At 27.0% G+C, this 15,870-nt stretch carries 13 protein-coding genes, 2 tRNA genes and 1 pseudogene; 3 read left to right on the top strand and 13 right to left on the bottom strand.

The genetic code is table 11. From position 1 onward, the window contains the following. Both hemN and AC1B00_RS01710 read left to right on the top strand, forming a co-directional pair. Nucleotides 1-1,344 (top strand): oxygen-independent coproporphyrinogen III oxidase, encoded by a 1,344-nt coding sequence (hemN, locus tag AC1B00_RS01715; protein WP_488847826.1) that lies wholly within the window; start codon nt 1-3, stop codon nt 1,342-1,344. Nucleotides 1,345-1,354: 10 nt separating this feature from the next. Continuing rightward, on the top strand, nt 1,355-2,395 hold the full coding sequence (locus AC1B00_RS01710) for a quinone-dependent dihydroorotate dehydrogenase (protein ID WP_488847825.1): 1,041 nt from the start codon (nt 1,355-1,357) through the stop codon (nt 2,393-2,395). Nucleotides 2,396-2,408: 13 nt separating this feature from the next. Here AC1B00_RS01710 and AC1B00_RS01705 read toward each other — a convergent pair whose 3' ends face one another. Both AC1B00_RS01705 and AC1B00_RS01700 read right to left on the bottom strand, forming a co-directional pair. Then, nucleotides 2,409-3,284: a hypothetical protein gene (locus AC1B00_RS01705; RefSeq protein ID WP_488847824.1), complete on the bottom strand. Its 876-nt coding sequence runs from the start codon at nt 3,282-3,284 to the stop codon at nt 2,409-2,411. Nucleotides 3,285-3,290: 6 nt separating this feature from the next. Beyond that, nucleotides 3,291-3,511: pseudogene (locus tag AC1B00_RS01700) on the bottom strand (helix-turn-helix domain-containing protein). A 145-nt stretch (nt 3,512-3,656) separates the two neighbouring features. Here AC1B00_RS01700 and AC1B00_RS01695 point away from each other — a divergent pair. Continuing rightward, nucleotides 3,657-4,313 (top strand): DNA alkylation repair protein, encoded by a 657-nt coding sequence (locus tag AC1B00_RS01695; protein ID WP_488847823.1) that lies wholly within the window; start codon nt 3,657-3,659, stop codon nt 4,311-4,313. Here AC1B00_RS01695 and AC1B00_RS01690 read toward each other — a convergent pair. The 11 genes from AC1B00_RS01690 to AC1B00_RS01640 all read right to left on the bottom strand — a co-directional run bounded on the left by AC1B00_RS01690 (nt 4,310) and on the right by AC1B00_RS01640 (nt 15,863). Further along, the gene (locus AC1B00_RS01690) at nt 4,310-4,972 is read right to left on the bottom strand and encodes an anaerobic ribonucleoside-triphosphate reductase activating protein (protein WP_336611275.1); all 663 of its coding nucleotides are present in this window, start codon (nt 4,970-4,972) and stop codon (nt 4,310-4,312) included. The genes AC1B00_RS01695 and AC1B00_RS01690 overlap by 4 nt on opposite strands. After that, on the bottom strand, nt 4,969-5,106 hold the full coding sequence (gene nrdD / locus AC1B00_RS01685; protein ID WP_275583449.1) for an anaerobic ribonucleoside-triphosphate reductase: 138 nt from the start codon (nt 5,104-5,106) through the stop codon (nt 4,969-4,971). The genes AC1B00_RS01690 and nrdD overlap by 4 nt, the downstream gene beginning before the upstream one ends. Beyond that, entirely contained in the window at nt 5,103-7,178 is a 2,076-nt protein-coding gene (locus AC1B00_RS01680) for a ribonucleoside triphosphate reductase (protein WP_488847821.1), read from the bottom strand. The genes nrdD and AC1B00_RS01680 overlap by 4 nt, the downstream gene beginning before the upstream one ends. A gap of 261 nt (nt 7,179-7,439) precedes the next feature. Next, a complete protein-coding gene (locus AC1B00_RS01675; RefSeq protein WP_488847820.1) occupies nt 7,440-8,282 on the bottom strand; it encodes an EamA family transporter in 843 nt (280 codons plus the stop codon). 1 nt (nt 8,283) lies between these two features. After that, the gene (nhaA, locus tag AC1B00_RS01670) at nt 8,284-9,417 is read right to left on the bottom strand and encodes a Na+/H+ antiporter NhaA (protein WP_239817860.1); all 1,134 of its coding nucleotides are present in this window, start codon (nt 9,415-9,417) and stop codon (nt 8,284-8,286) included. Between the two features lie 216 nt (nt 9,418-9,633). Then, nucleotides 9,634-11,472 (bottom strand): Lnb N-terminal periplasmic domain-containing protein, encoded by a 1,839-nt coding sequence (locus AC1B00_RS01665; protein WP_488847819.1) that lies wholly within the window; start codon nt 11,470-11,472, stop codon nt 9,634-9,636. Then, the gene (locus AC1B00_RS01660) at nt 11,473-11,913 is read right to left on the bottom strand and encodes a DUF3015 family protein (protein ID WP_239817858.1); all 441 of its coding nucleotides are present in this window, start codon (nt 11,911-11,913) and stop codon (nt 11,473-11,475) included. It abuts the gene before it with no gap. A 67-nt stretch (nt 11,914-11,980) separates the two neighbouring features. After that, a tRNA-Arg gene (locus tag AC1B00_RS01655) sits at nt 11,981-12,057 on the bottom strand. Between the two features lie 23 nt (nt 12,058-12,080). Further along, nucleotides 12,081-12,171, bottom strand: a tRNA-Ser gene (locus tag AC1B00_RS01650). 51 nt (nt 12,172-12,222) lie between these two features. Beyond that, nucleotides 12,223-14,544: a tetratricopeptide repeat protein gene (locus tag AC1B00_RS01645; RefSeq protein WP_488847818.1), complete on the bottom strand. Its 2,322-nt coding sequence runs from the start codon at nt 14,542-14,544 to the stop codon at nt 12,223-12,225. Then, entirely contained in the window at nt 14,544-15,863 is a 1,320-nt protein-coding gene (locus tag AC1B00_RS01640; protein WP_336611279.1) for an NADH-quinone oxidoreductase subunit N, read from the bottom strand. The genes AC1B00_RS01645 and AC1B00_RS01640 overlap by 1 nt, the downstream gene beginning before the upstream one ends. Nucleotides 15,864-15,870 lie beyond the last annotated feature (7 nt).

Raw genomic sequence — 15,870 nt, 5'->3', positions numbered from 1 at the left:
ATGGATTTTAGTGTATTAGCAAAATATCAAACAAGTGGCCCAAGATATACTTCATATCCAACGGCTATTGAGTTTGGCGAAAATTATAAATACGATGAGTATATAAAAGATTTAGAAAGTAATACCGATAAACCTTTATCGCTTTATTTTCACTTGCCGTTTTGTCGTTCGGCTTGTTATTTTTGTGGCTGTAATGTGATTTATACAGCAAATGAAGATAAAAAAGAAAGATATTTAGATTATATTTTAAGAGAACTTGATATTTTAAAAACTCATCTTAAAACCAAAAAAGCTATTCAAATGCACTTTGGCGGTGGAACGCCTACATTTTTTAGCGCAAGTCAGCTTGAAATATTGCTTAAAAAAATTAATGAAATATTTGAGTTTTTACCTGATAGTGAGCTTTCGTGCGAGATTGACCCTAGATTTTTAAATGTTGAGCAAATGAGTGTATTTGCAAAATACGGCATAAATAGAATTAGCTTTGGGGTGCAAGATTTTGATGCAAAAGTGCAAAAAGAAATCCATAGAATTCAGCCTTACGAAATTACAGAAAATGCTGTAAAACTTGCAAGAGCAAATGGAGTAAAGAGCATAAATACTGATTTAATTTATGGCTTACCTTATCAAGATTTAAACTCATTTAGCAAGACACTTGAGACAATTCTTAAAATAAATCCTGATAGATTAGCTGTGTTTAATTACGCTCATGTGCCTTGGATAAAAAAGAATATGAGAAAATTTGATGAAAGCACTATCCCAGAGGCTAAAACAAAGCTAGAAATCCTAAAACATACAGCAAAATTTTTAGGTGAAAATGGTTATAAAATGATAGGAATGGATCATTTCGCAAAGCCTGATGATGAATTATTTAAGGCTTTAGAAAACGGCACACTTCATAGGAATTTTCAAGGATATACTACAAAAGGTGGAGCTATTTTAGTTGGCGTTGGGCTTACAAGTATTGGAGAAGGGACTAACTATTACGCACAAAATTATAAAGATTTAAATGATTATGAAGCAGCTATTGATAATGGCAAACTACCATTTCATAGAGGAATTAAGCTAAATAATGATGATTTAATTAGAAAAGCTGTAATAATGAGCCTAATGGCTAATTTTAGCCTAGATATTAAGGCGATTGAAAAGGAATTTAAAATCGGATTTTGGGATTATTTTAAAGATGCAAAAGAACATTTAAAAACCTATGACGAGTTTTTACAAATTAGCGATGATGAAATAAAAGTGAATGAAACAGGCACATTATTAATCCGTAATATTTGCATGGGATTTGATGCTTATATGAAAAATAAAGGCGATAAGACCTTTTCAAAAACTTTATAAAGGTAAGTAAATGTATGAATTAGCAAAAAAAGTTATATTTAAGTTCGATCCTGAAGATATGCATAATCTAACGATTAAAGCACTTAAAACTCAGAGATTTTTAAAGGTAATTGATTATAAAAAAACTTATAAAAACCTTGAAAATGAATTGTTTGGAATGAAATTTAGCAATCCTATTGGGCTTGCAGCAGGATTTGATAAAAACGCTGAAGTAGTGTCGCCTTTAGCAAATCTTGGCTTTGGCTTCATTGAAGTTGGAGCGATTACTCCTAAGGCTCAAGCTGGAAATCCACGTCCTAGAATTGAGCGTTTGGTAGATGAGCAAAGCATTCGCAATGCAATGGGATTTAATAATGACGGAGTAGAAATTGCAAAGGCAAATCTAATGCGCGAGAACTTTTCAAAACTGCCTCCGATTTTTATAAACATAGGTAAAAACAAAGTTACGCCTAATGAAGAAGCGATAAATGATTATGAGATTTTAGTGCGTGAGCTAAAGCCTTATGCTGATGCTTTTGTAATTAATATAAGCTCACCTAATACTCCAAATCTAAGAGATTTACAAAATGCTGAGTTTATTGAAAATATTTTTAAAAGGCTTAATGCTATTAATGATGTGCCAAAATTTATAAAATTTGCTCCTGATATGGACTTTGGCTTAGCAACTGAACTAGCCTTAACAGCCTTGCAAAATAATGCCACAGGAGTGATTTTAAGCAATACAACGCAAGATTATTCACTAAGCAAAAAGAGTGATTTAACTAAGGTTGGGGGCTTAAGTGGTAAGGTGCTAGCCGAAAAATCTTTAAGTATGCTAAAAGCAATCGCTCCAAGCATTCATAAAAAAGGCGTGATAATTAGTAGTGGTGGGATATTTGATGGAAATGATGCGTATGAGCGTATAAAATGGGGTGCGAGTTTAGTTCAAGTTTATACAGCTATGATTTTTAATGGTCCAAGAGTTGCTAGAAATATCAATGATGAACTTACAAAATTACTACAAAACGACGGCTTAAGCTCGATAAACCAAGCAATCGGCGTAGAGCTTTAAGAATTTGAAATTCCTATTTCAAATTCTTGATTTTTAGCATGGCTATAACATAGACTAAGGCAAATGAGCATAAAAAAAGCATATATACAAATTCATAAAAAATACCACTCCTATCAAAACAAATTATATGAATATAAAAAGCTATAAAAGATATTAGAGTAATTGTTTTTGCAATTGTTCTAAAGCCTAATTTATAACGATTTAATAAATAAAATATATCAATATAAATAATAGGCATTATTAAAATAGCAATGTAATAAAATAGCGTTCTAACAATAAATGTATAATCCTTAAAGTCTTGATAAAATAGCTCTAAACAGAATGGAATAAGCATAAGTATTAATAAACACAAGCTAAAAAGAATTATTAAATTAGGCTTGCTAGTGCTTATTTTAAAATCAAATGTTAAAAAATACACTAAAGAATATTTAGGATTAGCTTCATTCAAATGCCTTTCTTTTATAAAAGCTATTAAAACAATCAAAATACTAAGTAAAACTAAAGCATAAAATGAATTAATTGCACAAAAAGATAAGAAAACAAGCAAAATTGTAATTAATAATTTTAAAGTCTTATTTTTTGTAATTGAATTAAGCCTTTGTATTACACAAGTTAAAAACACTATAAACATAGCGATTGTAAAGTTTTGATTTAAACTATTAAATATTATTTGATTATAAGCAAGTGCGACATCACGAAAATCCACACTAAAAATTGTAAAATTTGCTAATACTAAACGCACAAATCTTGAAAACTCTATCAAAAAATAAAACAAGCTAAAAGCTAAAATCGGAAAAACAAAAATCATAAAAATAAAAGAACACCTACTCATAGTAGCTCTTAAATCAAAATTAGCTACATTAATCAAGGCTTCTTTTATAAAATTCATCTTCGCTTACTTCTTTAATAATTCGTAAATATCTACACCTAAAACCTTGCTTATATTATACACATGCTCTAGGTTAAAATGCTTGCCGTTTTTGTTGTTTTCGCAATTTGAATAAAAGGCAATTGATTTTATTCCTATATTTAAGGCCAATTCTAGTCGGTTCTAATTCTTTTAACATTACTTGATACAAGCTTATAAAATCTTTCTATTTCTTCAGTATTTTTCATTCATTATCTTATATAAAAATTTAAAATCTAGCCTCAAATACACTAAATAGATTTATTATACTTTGTGATTTTGATTTAGCTTTTTAAAAGTCAAATTCCTATTTCAAATTCTTTTTTTCATTATAATCAGCAAAAAGGAGTTTTGATGAAAGAGATTTTAAAGACTTATATAGATAAAGATTATAAAGCATTTCATGAAAGGCTGGTTTTTACAAAATACGAGATTTTAGGAATTCGTTCTAATATTCTTAAAGATTATGCGAAAAATCTTCAAAAAGAAAATAAATTTGATGAGTTTTTTCAAAACTTTTTAAAAGATGAAAAATTTTATGAATACTTGCAAATCATAGCCTATGGGATAAACTATGAAAAAGATTACCAAAAAGCCTTAGATTATACGAAAAAATATCTTAATTTCGTAGATAATTGGGCGAATTGCGATACTTTAGTTCCTAAAAGCTTTAAAAATAAAGACCTAAAACCTTTAGCAAATGAGTTAATTAGCTCAAATCATATTTATAAAATCCGTTTTGGAATTTTATGCTTTATGAAATTTATTACCCCAAATGAAGGGCTAAAAATAGTTTTTGATATAAAAAGCGATGAATATTATATAAATATGGCTAGGGCTTGGTATTTTCAAGTGATGATGGTAAAGGATTTTAATCTTACATATAACTTTTTAAGCGCTAATAAACTAGATGCAACAACTCTTAAAATGACCTTGCAAAAATGTCGTGATAGCTTTAGGATAAGTAAAGAAAATAAAGAAAAATTGAAATTCCTAATTCAAATTCTTTAAAAATTTCTTAAAACGAATTCATCATTAAATATGCTTAAATCTATTAATTGCAAACTTTGTTTTAAGTTTGCAAGATTTTTATAATCTTGAAATTTTTGTAAATAATATTTGTTTTTATAGCCTGATTTTCTTAAAAACTCATGCATATTTAAAATATCGCTAACACTTAGCAAGTCATAATGCCAAGTAGTTCTTATTTCAAATTCCACACCACTATTATTAAGTAAATCTAAAGTTTGCTTAAACTCATCAAAATAATCAAGCCCTGTTAATTCATATAATTTTTCTTTAGGTGCTTTAAAATCAATAGCAAAATAATCAGCCAAATTATTATCTAAAATGCTCTTTATTACCTTAGGATTTGAGCCATTACTATCAATTTTGCACTTAAAATTAAGCTCTTTTGCAAGGCTTAAATATTTTAATAAATTAGGTGATTTCGTGCATTCTCCACCGCTAAAAACAACCCCATCAAGCAAAGAAATCCGACTTTTTAAAAAGTTTTTATATTCGCTAAAGCTAATATTTGCTTTAGTGCTTTTTATAATTTCTTCGTTATAGCAATATTTACACCTTAAATTACAACCTGATAGCCAAACTATGCAAGATAAATAATCCGGATAATCAATTATGCTAAATGGGGTTATATCATAAATCATTTTATCTCAAACATTTTTCTTTCTTTATGTTCGCCTTTTTTTCCTAGATTAAAGCTTTCTACGGGTCTGTGATAGCCCATCACTCTTGTATAAACCATACATTTTGTTCTTTTTTCATTATCTATTGTCTTCATCTTAACTCCTTTTCTATAATTTCTTCATCGCACTTAGGACAATACTCATGCTCACCTGCAATATATCCATGAATAGGACAAACGCTAAAAACAGGCGTAATTGTAAAATACGGCAAGCGATAATTACTTGCGATTTTTTTCACTAAATTTTTGCATACATTTTTGTTTTCTAATTTTTCTTTCATATAAAGATGAAACACCGTTCCACCTGTATAAGCACATTGTAATTCATCTTGCATATTTAAAGCAAAAAATGGATCATCTGTATAATTTACAGGCAATTGCGTGCTGTTTGTATAATAAATCTCTTCACCATTTCCTGCTTGAATAATGTCATTAAATCTTTTTTTATCTTCTTTAGCAAAACGATATGTAGTTCCTTCTGCTGGGGTTGCTTCAATATTGTATAAATTACCTGTTTGAGCTTGAAAATGCTTGATTTTTTCTCTTATATAATTTACTAATTTTAAGCAAAAGCTTTTGCCAAAATCTGAACTTATATCATAAGTATCATTTGTGTAATTTCTTAGCATTTCATTAGCACCATTTATTCCTATGGTAGAAAAATGATTATTAAAGCTTGGTAAATATCTCTTAGTATAAGGATAAAGCCCCCTATCATACATTTTTTTAATGAAAGCTCTTTTTAACTCAAGGCTATCACGTGCTAGTTCTAATAACTCATCTAAGCGTTTATAAAGCCCTATTTCATCGCCTTTATACAAATACCCTAGTCTAGCAAGATTTATAGTAACCACACCTATACTTCCTGTCATTTCTGCACTTCCAAAAAGTCCGCCACCACGCTTAAGCAATTCTCTTAAATCAAGTTGCAATCTACAACACATTGAACGAACTGCATTTGGTTTATAAGCGTTTTCATCTTCTATTTTATTGCCAAATTCGTCTAATTTATATTGAGAACCTATGAAATTTTGAAAATACGATGAACCCATTTTCGCAGTATTTTCAAAAATCGCATCAGCAACATCGCTATCAAAGTCAAAATTTTCAGTTAAATTAATAGTTGGGATAGGAAAGGTAAAAGGCTGATGTGTTCTATCTCCTTCGCTTAAAACTTCATAAAAAATCTTGACAATTCTTTGCATTTCTTCTTCAAAATCGCCGTAAGTAAGCTCAAGAAGTGAGTTTTTGCCACGCTCTTTTGCTAATTTAAGCAATTCTTCATCATTTACACCTTTAAAAAAATGGATATCATTTGAAGTTGGAAATTGATTTTTTAAATCATCAGGGCAAACAATATCAAGCGTAATATTTGTAAATGGACTTTGTCCCCAACGAGCAGGAACATTTAAGTTATAAACAAAACTTACTAAATCTCTTTTAATCTCTGCATCATTTAATTTATCTTTAAAAACATAAGGCGCAAGATAGGTATCAAAACTAGAAAACGCTTGAGCCCCTGCCCATTCGCTTTGTAATATTCCTAAGAAATTCGCCATTTGCCCTAAAGCTTCTTTAAAATGTCTAGGCGGCTTGCTTTCTACCCTACTTCTTACTCCATTAAAGCCTTCATTAAGCAATACCCTTAAGCTCCAACCAGCACAATATCCACTAAGGCAATCTAAATCATGAATATGAAAATCAGCATTCCTATGTGCTAAACCTATTTCATCATTATAAACATTATCAAGCCAGTAATTTGCAATAACTTTTCCTGCTGAATTATTTATAAGACCTGCGTGAGAATAGCCTGTGTTTGAGTTTGCTTGTATTCTCCAATCGCTTCTATCAATATATTCGCTAATAGTAGCCGAGCAGTTTATGTAAGTGCCGTAATCAAGACTTTTTTCACGGCGTAATTTTCTTGTGTGTCTATATAACATAAAGCTTTTTAAAACTTCAAATTCTCTAGCTTCAAATAAGGCTTTTTCAATTTTATCTTGAATGTTTTCTACGCTTAAAAGTTCATCTTTTTCACAATCTTTAATAAGTGCTAAAATTAAATCTTTTGAAGCTTCTTTGTTACAACTTGCGTAAGCTTTATTTATAGCTTGCTCTATTTTATATGCTTTAAAAACTTCCTTTAAACCATTTCTTTTTAGTATCATTTTGATTGTCCTTTTTGTAATGAATATTTTCATTTTAGGCTTTAAAGTTAAAGAAAAGTTGCTACTAAGTTAAGCAAAAATCAAAGTGAAACATTAAAGTAAGAAAAGCAAAAGTTTAATTTTTGTAACGATTTATTTCACCGAACTTTTGCTTATTTTGATAATTTTAATTTTAAGATAAAAAATTTTACTTTAATTATAAAAGTTTTTCTAATTCCTAATCTAAATTCTTTAAGAATTAAGAAATAAGAATTTTCTTTTTTATTTCGCATAAAATTTATGAAAAATTGCTGCAATTATCATTAATAAACTTCCTAAAGCAAAATTATAAAAATCAATATCAACCTTAAAAAATATCAAATTAACAAGTATTGCAACAGGAATAATCGCATTATTCATAAGTGCTAGCGTGCCACTATTTACTAAGGTTGCTCCTTTATTCCAGCAAAAATAACCTATACTTGAAGCTATTAATCCTAAATAAATCAAAGCTAAATATGAATTCAAATCACTTGGAATTTTGCTAAAATCTCCTAAAATCAAAAAGGCAATTAAGCTAACAATACAAGCACCTAAGAAAAAATATCCGAAGATTTCTTTATGAGATTTGATTTCGTATTTTTCGCATACTATTTTATAAAGACTTTGAGCAGCCCCAAAAACAATATTTGCAGCTTGAATTAACAAAAATCCTTTTAAAAAATCGCTACTTATTTCGCCTTGTTTGATTATAAAAGCTCCTAAAACACTTATGCTAATACTAATTAGATAAAAAGCTCTTAGTTTTTTAGAAAACAAATCATAAAACAAACTCACATAAAAAGGCGTAAAAATAGTAAAAAGTGCAACTTCACTAACACTTAAAAACCTAAAAGAATTGTAATAAAACAAATACATTAAGCCTATTTCTAAGCTACCTATTAATATTAAAAGCAGTTTTAATTTGTTAAAAATATTTCTATTTAAAAGTGGTAAAAATACCAAAAACGCTATAAAAACTCTAATAAAAATGGCAAAATAGCTATCCATTTTGCCACTTACAAAATATCCTATAATAGGAAAAGAAAAAGCCCATATAAATGTAGTAATCCATAAATAAAACAAATTATGCCGCCTTAAATCTAAGATATAAAAAGCCAAAAATAGCCGAGCAACAACTTGCACTTAGCACTGCTAATTTAGCACTATTAAAAATATCTGCATTTCCTTCAAATACCAAAGTATTTATAAAAAAACTCATTGTAAAACCTATTCCTGTTAAGATACTTGCTCCATATAAAATCTTTTTGCTAGATGGCAAGGTAGCTCCAAATTTATTTGCAAGCAAGCAAAATCCAAAAACACCTAATTGCTTACCTAAAAATAAGCCAAAAAATATTCCAAAAAATACACTATTTAAATTGCCTAAACTAAAATCAAGCAAAACTCCTGCATTAAATAATGCAAAAATAGGAAGTATTGCGTAATTTACATAAGGTGTTAAATCATGCATTATTTTTTCTAAAAACTCTTTATTATCTTTAGTTTTGAGTGGGATAAAAAAAGCACATAACATTCCTGCTAAAGTTGTATGAACTCCGCTTTCTAAAACGCACACCCAAATAAAAGCACCTGTAATTAAATAAAACATCTTATAAGTGCAATGAAAAAAATTGAGTAATAATAAAACAAAAACTCCAATAGACGCTAAAACCAATGATATATATAAAAGCTCATTTGTATAAAATATAGCAATTATAATAATTGCTGCAATATCATCAAAAATTGCAAGGCTTAATAAAAACACTCTAACGCTATTTGGAACATATTTTCTTAAAATTAGCAGTATAGCAACAGCAAAAGCAGTATCGGTTCCTGTTGGAATTGCAAAGCCACTTAATTTATAAGAATCATAAAAATTAAAAAGCATATAAATAATAGCAGGAACTAAAATACCGCCTATTGCACCTGCAACTGGTAAAATTCTTTTTTTATTAGTATCTAATTCTCCACATAAAATCTCTTTTTTAACTTCTAAACCAATCCAAAAGAAAAAAATAGCAATCAAACCATCATTAACCCATAAAAACAAAGGTTTGCTTAGCGAATAATCAAGAAAACTAACAGACGCTCTAGCATTTAAACTTGCATCATAAAACTCGCTAAAAGATGAGTTTTTTAAAACAATTGCCAAAAAAGTCATAAATAATAATAAAAAAGCCGGTAAAAGTTCTTTGTTTATAGCTTGTATTTTCATCATTCTCCTTTTAATAAATTAAATAAAACATTCATAAAATGCTTGATTTAAAACACAAAAAGGATATTTTTCATACTAATTAAAAAAAATTAATAAAAGTTTCTATTAATAAAAATTCTTAATTAAAAAATTAAAAAAATAAAGCGAATAATAAAAATCCTAATTCCTATTTCAAATTCTTTAAGAAATCTTTGGAATTTGAAATAGGAATTTAAAATATTAAAAATAATAAGCAAGTCCTAATTCATAGCTTTCATTGCTATGTTTAATTTTTTTATAATCAGTAAAAATCGCAAAATTTTTAAATATTTTTGAATGAGTTTTGATATTAAAAATATCTAAATTATTATTTTTATAAAAATTTTTTTGATATATAAAGCTTAATTTATTTGTTTTGTAAGATAACTGAAAAATAATTTTATTATTAAAATTAATGCCCTTTTTATAAAAATCAAAACCACTTAAAATTGATAATAAATAAAAATTATTAGAAAAAGTAAGCCCGCCTAAAGTTTCTAAATTAAAATAATTTTTATCCAAAACTTCATCATACGCTAGTTTTATCGTAAAGCTTGGTTTGTGATTTATGTAGTTAAAATCAGATAAACTTGCTAAATTTAATAAAGTAAAATTATCAAGTTTTAATCTCTTATTTAATTTAACTTTAGTATTAAAAAACTCAACTGCAATTCCTTTGTCAAAACCAAAATCATCTTCATAAATATCATGAATAGCTGCTCTTAGATTTAAAAAAATATTATTATTTTTATCATAAGAAATTGCAATTTTGCTTGGATAATTTGAATAAATTATGCTTGTTTTTTCAGGTATTTTTGGTAATTTATCAATATTTGCTTTTGATAAAAAACTTGATATTTTGTGGGTTGTGTTTTTATATTCTTCTAATGGTATTTCACTTTTACTTGCATAATAACTGCTTAATTCATTTGCTAAAGCTAGGGTTAAATAATCATTATTTGGCTCTTGTTTGTTTAAGGCTATTTCTTTTGCTTGTTTAATTTGCTTATACGAAAGATTATTTGCTTGAGTTAATATAGTATTTAATTTAGAAGCTCTGTAATGATAATTTGTTATTAGTTCTTTTTCATTCATTTTTTGAATAGTATTGCTAGGAATTATGGTATAAAAAAAGCTATCTCTTAAATTTAAATTAGGCTTTGCATTTTCTAAAAGCCATAAAATATTATATGAACAATTTTTATTCAAAAATAAATAAGTTGAAGTTGTATCTTTTATCTCCCATAAATGCAAAATTAATCTACGAATTTCATCTTCATTTAAAGCTAAATCATACTCATAAAGATCCCTATTTTCACTATCTTTGTAAGTTTTTAACATATCATAATATGGTTTTAAAGAATACTTACCAACATATCCACCAAATAAGCCTTTGTATGCAAAAGCGATAGCATTCTCACTTTTTTCATCAACATCAGCAGCCCAATTGATAGCATAAGAAATAAGCCTTGAGTTATAGTTAGAATTAATAAGTAAAAATGTATGTCCAAACATAGATGCAGGAGAATTTAAATAAGCTGCTGGATAAACAATACTTACTGATTTTGGATTTATGTATTCAAAAAAATTATTTAAATCAGAACAATTTAATTCTTGCGCTCTCTTAATATCTAAGTATTTTTCTAAAAATAAAGCCCTTAAAGGATATTTACATATAAAATGCAAATTATCATTGTCATTGCTAAATAAAATAGCTGAGTTTTCTTGATTTAATTTTATTTTCTTATTTAAATAATATTTTTTATCAATAAAATAATGAAACAAACTCTCGTAAAGCTCATTTTTTAAATCTTTATTTGAATAAAAAAAATCTTCATTAGTAATCTCACTTTGATTGTTTGAATAATGTAAAAGATTTTTCCATTCTTTATGTAAATATAATTTGTTTGTATCTATTGTATTTAAAAGTTTTAAAAAATATTCTTGAGAAATATTTAACTTCGAAAAATCATAAGATAGATTAAAATCTTGTGCTTTTATATAAATACAAAAGCACAAAAAAACTAATAGCTTTTTCAATTATAGAGCTGAAGCTTTGTCTAAAACTTCAGAGCCTACAACATTACTTGAATTATAAACTGCAAGATAATTAGCTCTTAAATTAGCTTTAAAGCTTTCTACATCGCTTACTTCTAATAATTCCGCTAAAGTATCTAAATGCTCGCCTGTTCCCAATGCAGCTTCATTTGATAAAGCATCAAGATTAGCATTTACAAAATTAATAGCTTTTTCATTATGAACTAATCTTGCTTCTTGGCAATTTAAAGTTCCTGTTGTAATACCGAAAGTTTGATTACCAAAAGTACTATTTGTAGTAGCTTGTAATGCATATAAAATAGCTGAATCAGGATTTTTAATGATTAATGTTCCTAAACCACATCCTGTTTGAGTATTTGCACCAGCAAATAAAGAAGTGCTAATAGCACCAACAACAAATAAAGAACCTAAAAGTTTCTTCATTTTATCTCCTTTTTAAACAAAAATTAAATGAATATTATAAAATTGTAAAATAAACAAAGATTAAAAGTGGTGCGCCCGAAGGAATTCGAATCCCTGACCTTTTGAACCGCAATCAAATGCTCTATCCAGCTGAGCTACGAGCGCATAAAATAAGTTGTTTGAAAAAGTGGCGGACAGAGAGGGATTTGAACCCTCGAGCCCCGATTAAGAGCTGCACCCTTAGCAGGGGTGTGGTTTCAGCCACTCACCCATCTGTCCTTGATAAGTAAAACGCATATTATATATTTTAAAAATTAGTTTTAGCTTAAATTATTCCAAAACTTGTAATTTTTCATCACATAAATTTTTCCATTCACCGCTTCTACATTCTTTTAAAGCTTCTTTTGCTTTCATAAATTCTTTTTGTTCTATTAAAATTCTTGCTTCTTGATATTTTGCATAGCTAAATTCATCATCACTAAGCTTTAATTTGTATAAATCAACTAAGATTTCTTTTGCTTCTTTTAAGCGATTTTTATTAATTAAAGCATCAATAGTAATAAACTCAATCTTAGGACTATATAAATTAACTCCTAAATAATTTTGTATATCAATAGCTTTCATTCCATAATTAATAGTTGAAATATCCAAATTATGATGCTTAAAGTATTCTAAAAACTCATCATACACCTCAACTAATCTTAAGCCTTTGCCATACTTTTCTAATTGCTTTAGGGCAAAAATAGCATCGTTGTATTTATTTTGTTTTAAAAGTGCTAAAGATAAATAATAATAAGCATCAAAATACTCATGATTTTTGATTTTAAATCTTTTATTTAAAATAGAATGAATTGTTTTTTCTACTTCTTTGTAATTTTGCTTAATATATAAAATCTTAGCTTGTTGTATTCTATAAAATACTAAATCTTCATTTTCAAATTTTAATGCAAAATCTAATGCTAAATCTTTTTCTTTCTTGCGATCTAAACATTCTAAATATTTTTTCTTGTTTATAATAAACTCATCACTTACAAAATGATAATTTTTAATATAATTTAAAACATCATCGCAATCATCGTTATTTAGAGCAATATTTAAAAGTTTTATTAAACTTTCTTTATATAGATTTATTAGCTCTTCATTCTCACTATCTTTAATTTTATCTTCTAATTTAAGTATTTTTTCATAATCTTGCTCTTTAAATAATAATTTTACTTCTTCATATAAAGCTCTTTTTGAAATATTATTATCATATTTAGCCATTAAAAAATTATAATATTCGTGTAATTTAAAGCTGTCTTTTTCTTCTTTTTCAAAATATAAACTATCAATAGTTTCATCAATTACATTCATATATTCGCCATTAGGGAATAATTTTTTATATTCATTTAAATACTCATCAGCTTTTTTGTAATCATTATTTTTTGCTAAAGATACTGCAAGATTTTTTAAAATTCTTTCATAATAATTATCTAATTTGCTTGAGTTTTTAAATAAAAATTCATATATCGGAGCACTTATGTCATACATTTTTTCTTTATAAAAATCATCAGCTAATGCTAAGGTTTTTTCCTTATCTTCTAATAAAAACTGCTCATTTGCATTAAATACCTTTAATACAAATTCTTTTGCTTCTTTTGCTTTATTGTGATTTATATTAATTTTTGCTAATGAAATAGCTGCCTTACTTGCAAGAACTGCATCATCTGAGCTAAATAATATATTATTATAAATTATAGTAGCAGCATCTCTTTTGCCGTGAGATAGTAAAAAGTCTGCGTAATTTAAACTTGCTAATTTTGTATAATAAGAGTTAGGATGTTCGTTATTTAATATATCAATGAAATATTCTGCATCACTTCTTTGCTCAAGTTTTAAATAAGTTTTTATCATCATTTGTAAAATTTCTGCGTAATTTTCATCGCTAGGAAATATTCTTATATAGTTTTTAGCACTTGTAATTATTTCTTCACTAAGGCTTGTATTCACATTTAACAAATTAAACATAGCCCTAATTCTATACAAATAAAACTCACTTATAAAAACACTATTTTTATATTTTTCTAAGGCTGTATTACATAAATCAAGCAATTCTTTATATTGTTTATTATCATAATATTTTTTAATACTTAAATACGCATTTATGTCGCTATTATCACTGATATTTACTGGATTTTGGTCTAAATCTAAACCTTCTATAAAAGGAGTTTTTAAATCAGGAAAAATTACATCAAAATCTAAACCATTAGGACTTAAATGACCTTGCGGATATTGATAAAACACAAAGGTATAATTTTTTGATTTATTTTTATTGCTTGAAAAAACTATATTATTCTCATAAAGCTTTTGCTCGCTATTTATTATAGATACATTAGTTTTTGGATAAATATATATGTCTAATTTATCTTTTCTATTTTGAAATTCTAATTTAAATAATGATAAATCTTGATTAGCTAATAATCTTGATTTACCCTTAACGCTACACTTAATATATTGTTTTAAATTCTCATCATGCAAATCATCGCATGTTATATCGGTATTATTTTTAATATGTAGAACTGAAATATCTTTATTAGCTTCTTTGCCTGTGTTTATAAATAATTCAAAAGAATACAAATAAACAAAAGAGCAAAGAAGTAATAATTTTTTCATCAGCTAATATAATCTAAACCTAAGCTTGCTACAAATGAAGCAATAACTGCTAAAACAAACGCTATTTTTTGTGCGTTATTAAAATATAAAAATCCTATTTCTTTATCAGCAAAAATAGCTTTTATAAATCTTAAATAAGCAAATAGCATAATAATTGAACTAACAGCCATACAAATAGCTGCATAAATATTTACATGAAGTGCAATATTAATAACTCCTACTTTAGCAAAGAATACTCCAAATGGTGGAAGCGCTGCTAAGTTAAGCAGTAAAATCACAATACAAATTCCAAGTAATGGATATTTTTTAAATACGCCTTGTAAATTATCATAAGAACTATCTTTAAATGCTCCTAAAAACATAAATAAAGCAATATTTACAAAAGCAAAAGTTAAGAAATAATATAAAAACATACTAGCTGATAAATCAACAAAAGCTAAAGTTGAATAAGCAAAAGATGAATGCGAAACAGAACTATATACAAGCATTAATTTAGCATTATCTTGCTTTAGCGACATAACACTAGCAAATAGCATAGAAATACAAGCAATGATTAAAACAATTTCACTTACATTAAAGAAATTATCAAAAGAACTAATAAATCTAAATGCAAATACCATCATTGCAATTTTTGGAACAATTGAAATAAAACCAGCTAAACTTGAATCAGCCTTTACATAAACATCTTTAAGCCACATATGAAGTGGAGCGATTGATAATTTAAATAAAATTGTAAGACCTACCATTACGAATGATAAAACACCTGCTGTGCTAACAACTTGTAATGTTCTTAATTCTAAACTTGCACTATCAAAGTAATACATAGCAGAACCCATAGCAAAAAATGCTGAGCCTAGCATTCCGTAATTAAAATATTTTAAAGCTCCATCTATTGCTTTTTTCTTAAATGCTATTAAGCTATAAAGAGCTAAAGATGAACCTTCAAGAGTTATAAACGCTACGATTAAATTATTTGTGCTAACCATAAAACTAAGGCATGAAATCATCATTAAAAATAATGCAAAAAACTCGCCTTCATCTGCTCTTTTGTTTGCAAGTAAGAAATAAATAGCCGATAAATAAATCAAAATACTTGAATATTTTGCTAAATCATCATATATAAACAAGCCAAAAAAACTTTGCATATAAGAATCAGTGCTTATTTTACAAACAAGAGCTAAGATAAGAGCTAAAATGCTAAGTCCTTTTAAAGCTTTTAAATCAAATTTATAAAATAAACTAGCTACTAGTATAAAACACGCAATAACTATTAATATAAGCTCTGATAAAATCAGTGATACATTTAAATCTAGTTGCATACAAACT

The sequence above is a fragment of the Campylobacter sp. DY7 genome (assembly GCF_057802535.1).
Note: the sequence above shows the minus strand (reverse complement) of the source record. Positions and strands in the feature narration are given on the sequence as shown.

Coding starts and splice junctions, on each gene's coding strand:
- hemN (WP_488847826.1), top strand. CDS start 1: ATGGATTTTAGTGTATTAGCAAAATATCAAACAAGTGGCCCAAGATAT.
- AC1B00_RS01710 (WP_488847825.1), top strand. CDS start 1,355: ATGTATGAATTAGCAAAAAAAGTTATATTTAAGTTCGATCCTGAAGAT.
- AC1B00_RS01705 (WP_488847824.1), bottom strand. CDS start 3,284: ATGAATTTTATAAAAGAAGCCTTGATTAATGTAGCTAATTTTGATTTA.
- AC1B00_RS01695 (WP_488847823.1), top strand. CDS start 3,657: ATGAAAGAGATTTTAAAGACTTATATAGATAAAGATTATAAAGCATTT.
- AC1B00_RS01690 (WP_336611275.1), bottom strand. CDS start 4,972: ATGATTTATGATATAACCCCATTTAGCATAATTGATTATCCGGATTAT.
- nrdD (WP_275583449.1), bottom strand. CDS start 5,106: ATGAAGACAATAGATAATGAAAAAAGAACAAAATGTATGGTTTATACA.
- AC1B00_RS01680 (WP_488847821.1), bottom strand. CDS start 7,178: ATGATACTAAAAAGAAATGGTTTAAAGGAAGTTTTTAAAGCATATAAA.
- nhaA (WP_239817860.1), bottom strand. CDS start 9,417: ATGATGAAAATACAAGCTATAAACAAAGAACTTTTACCGGCTTTTTTA.
- AC1B00_RS01660 (WP_239817858.1), bottom strand. CDS start 11,913: ATGAAGAAACTTTTAGGTTCTTTATTTGTTGTTGGTGCTATTAGCACT.
- AC1B00_RS01645 (WP_488847818.1), bottom strand. CDS start 14,544: ATGAAAAAATTATTACTTCTTTGCTCTTTTGTTTATTTGTATTCTTTT.
- AC1B00_RS01640 (WP_336611279.1), bottom strand. CDS start 15,863: ATGCAACTAGATTTAAATGTATCACTGATTTTATCAGAGCTTATATTA.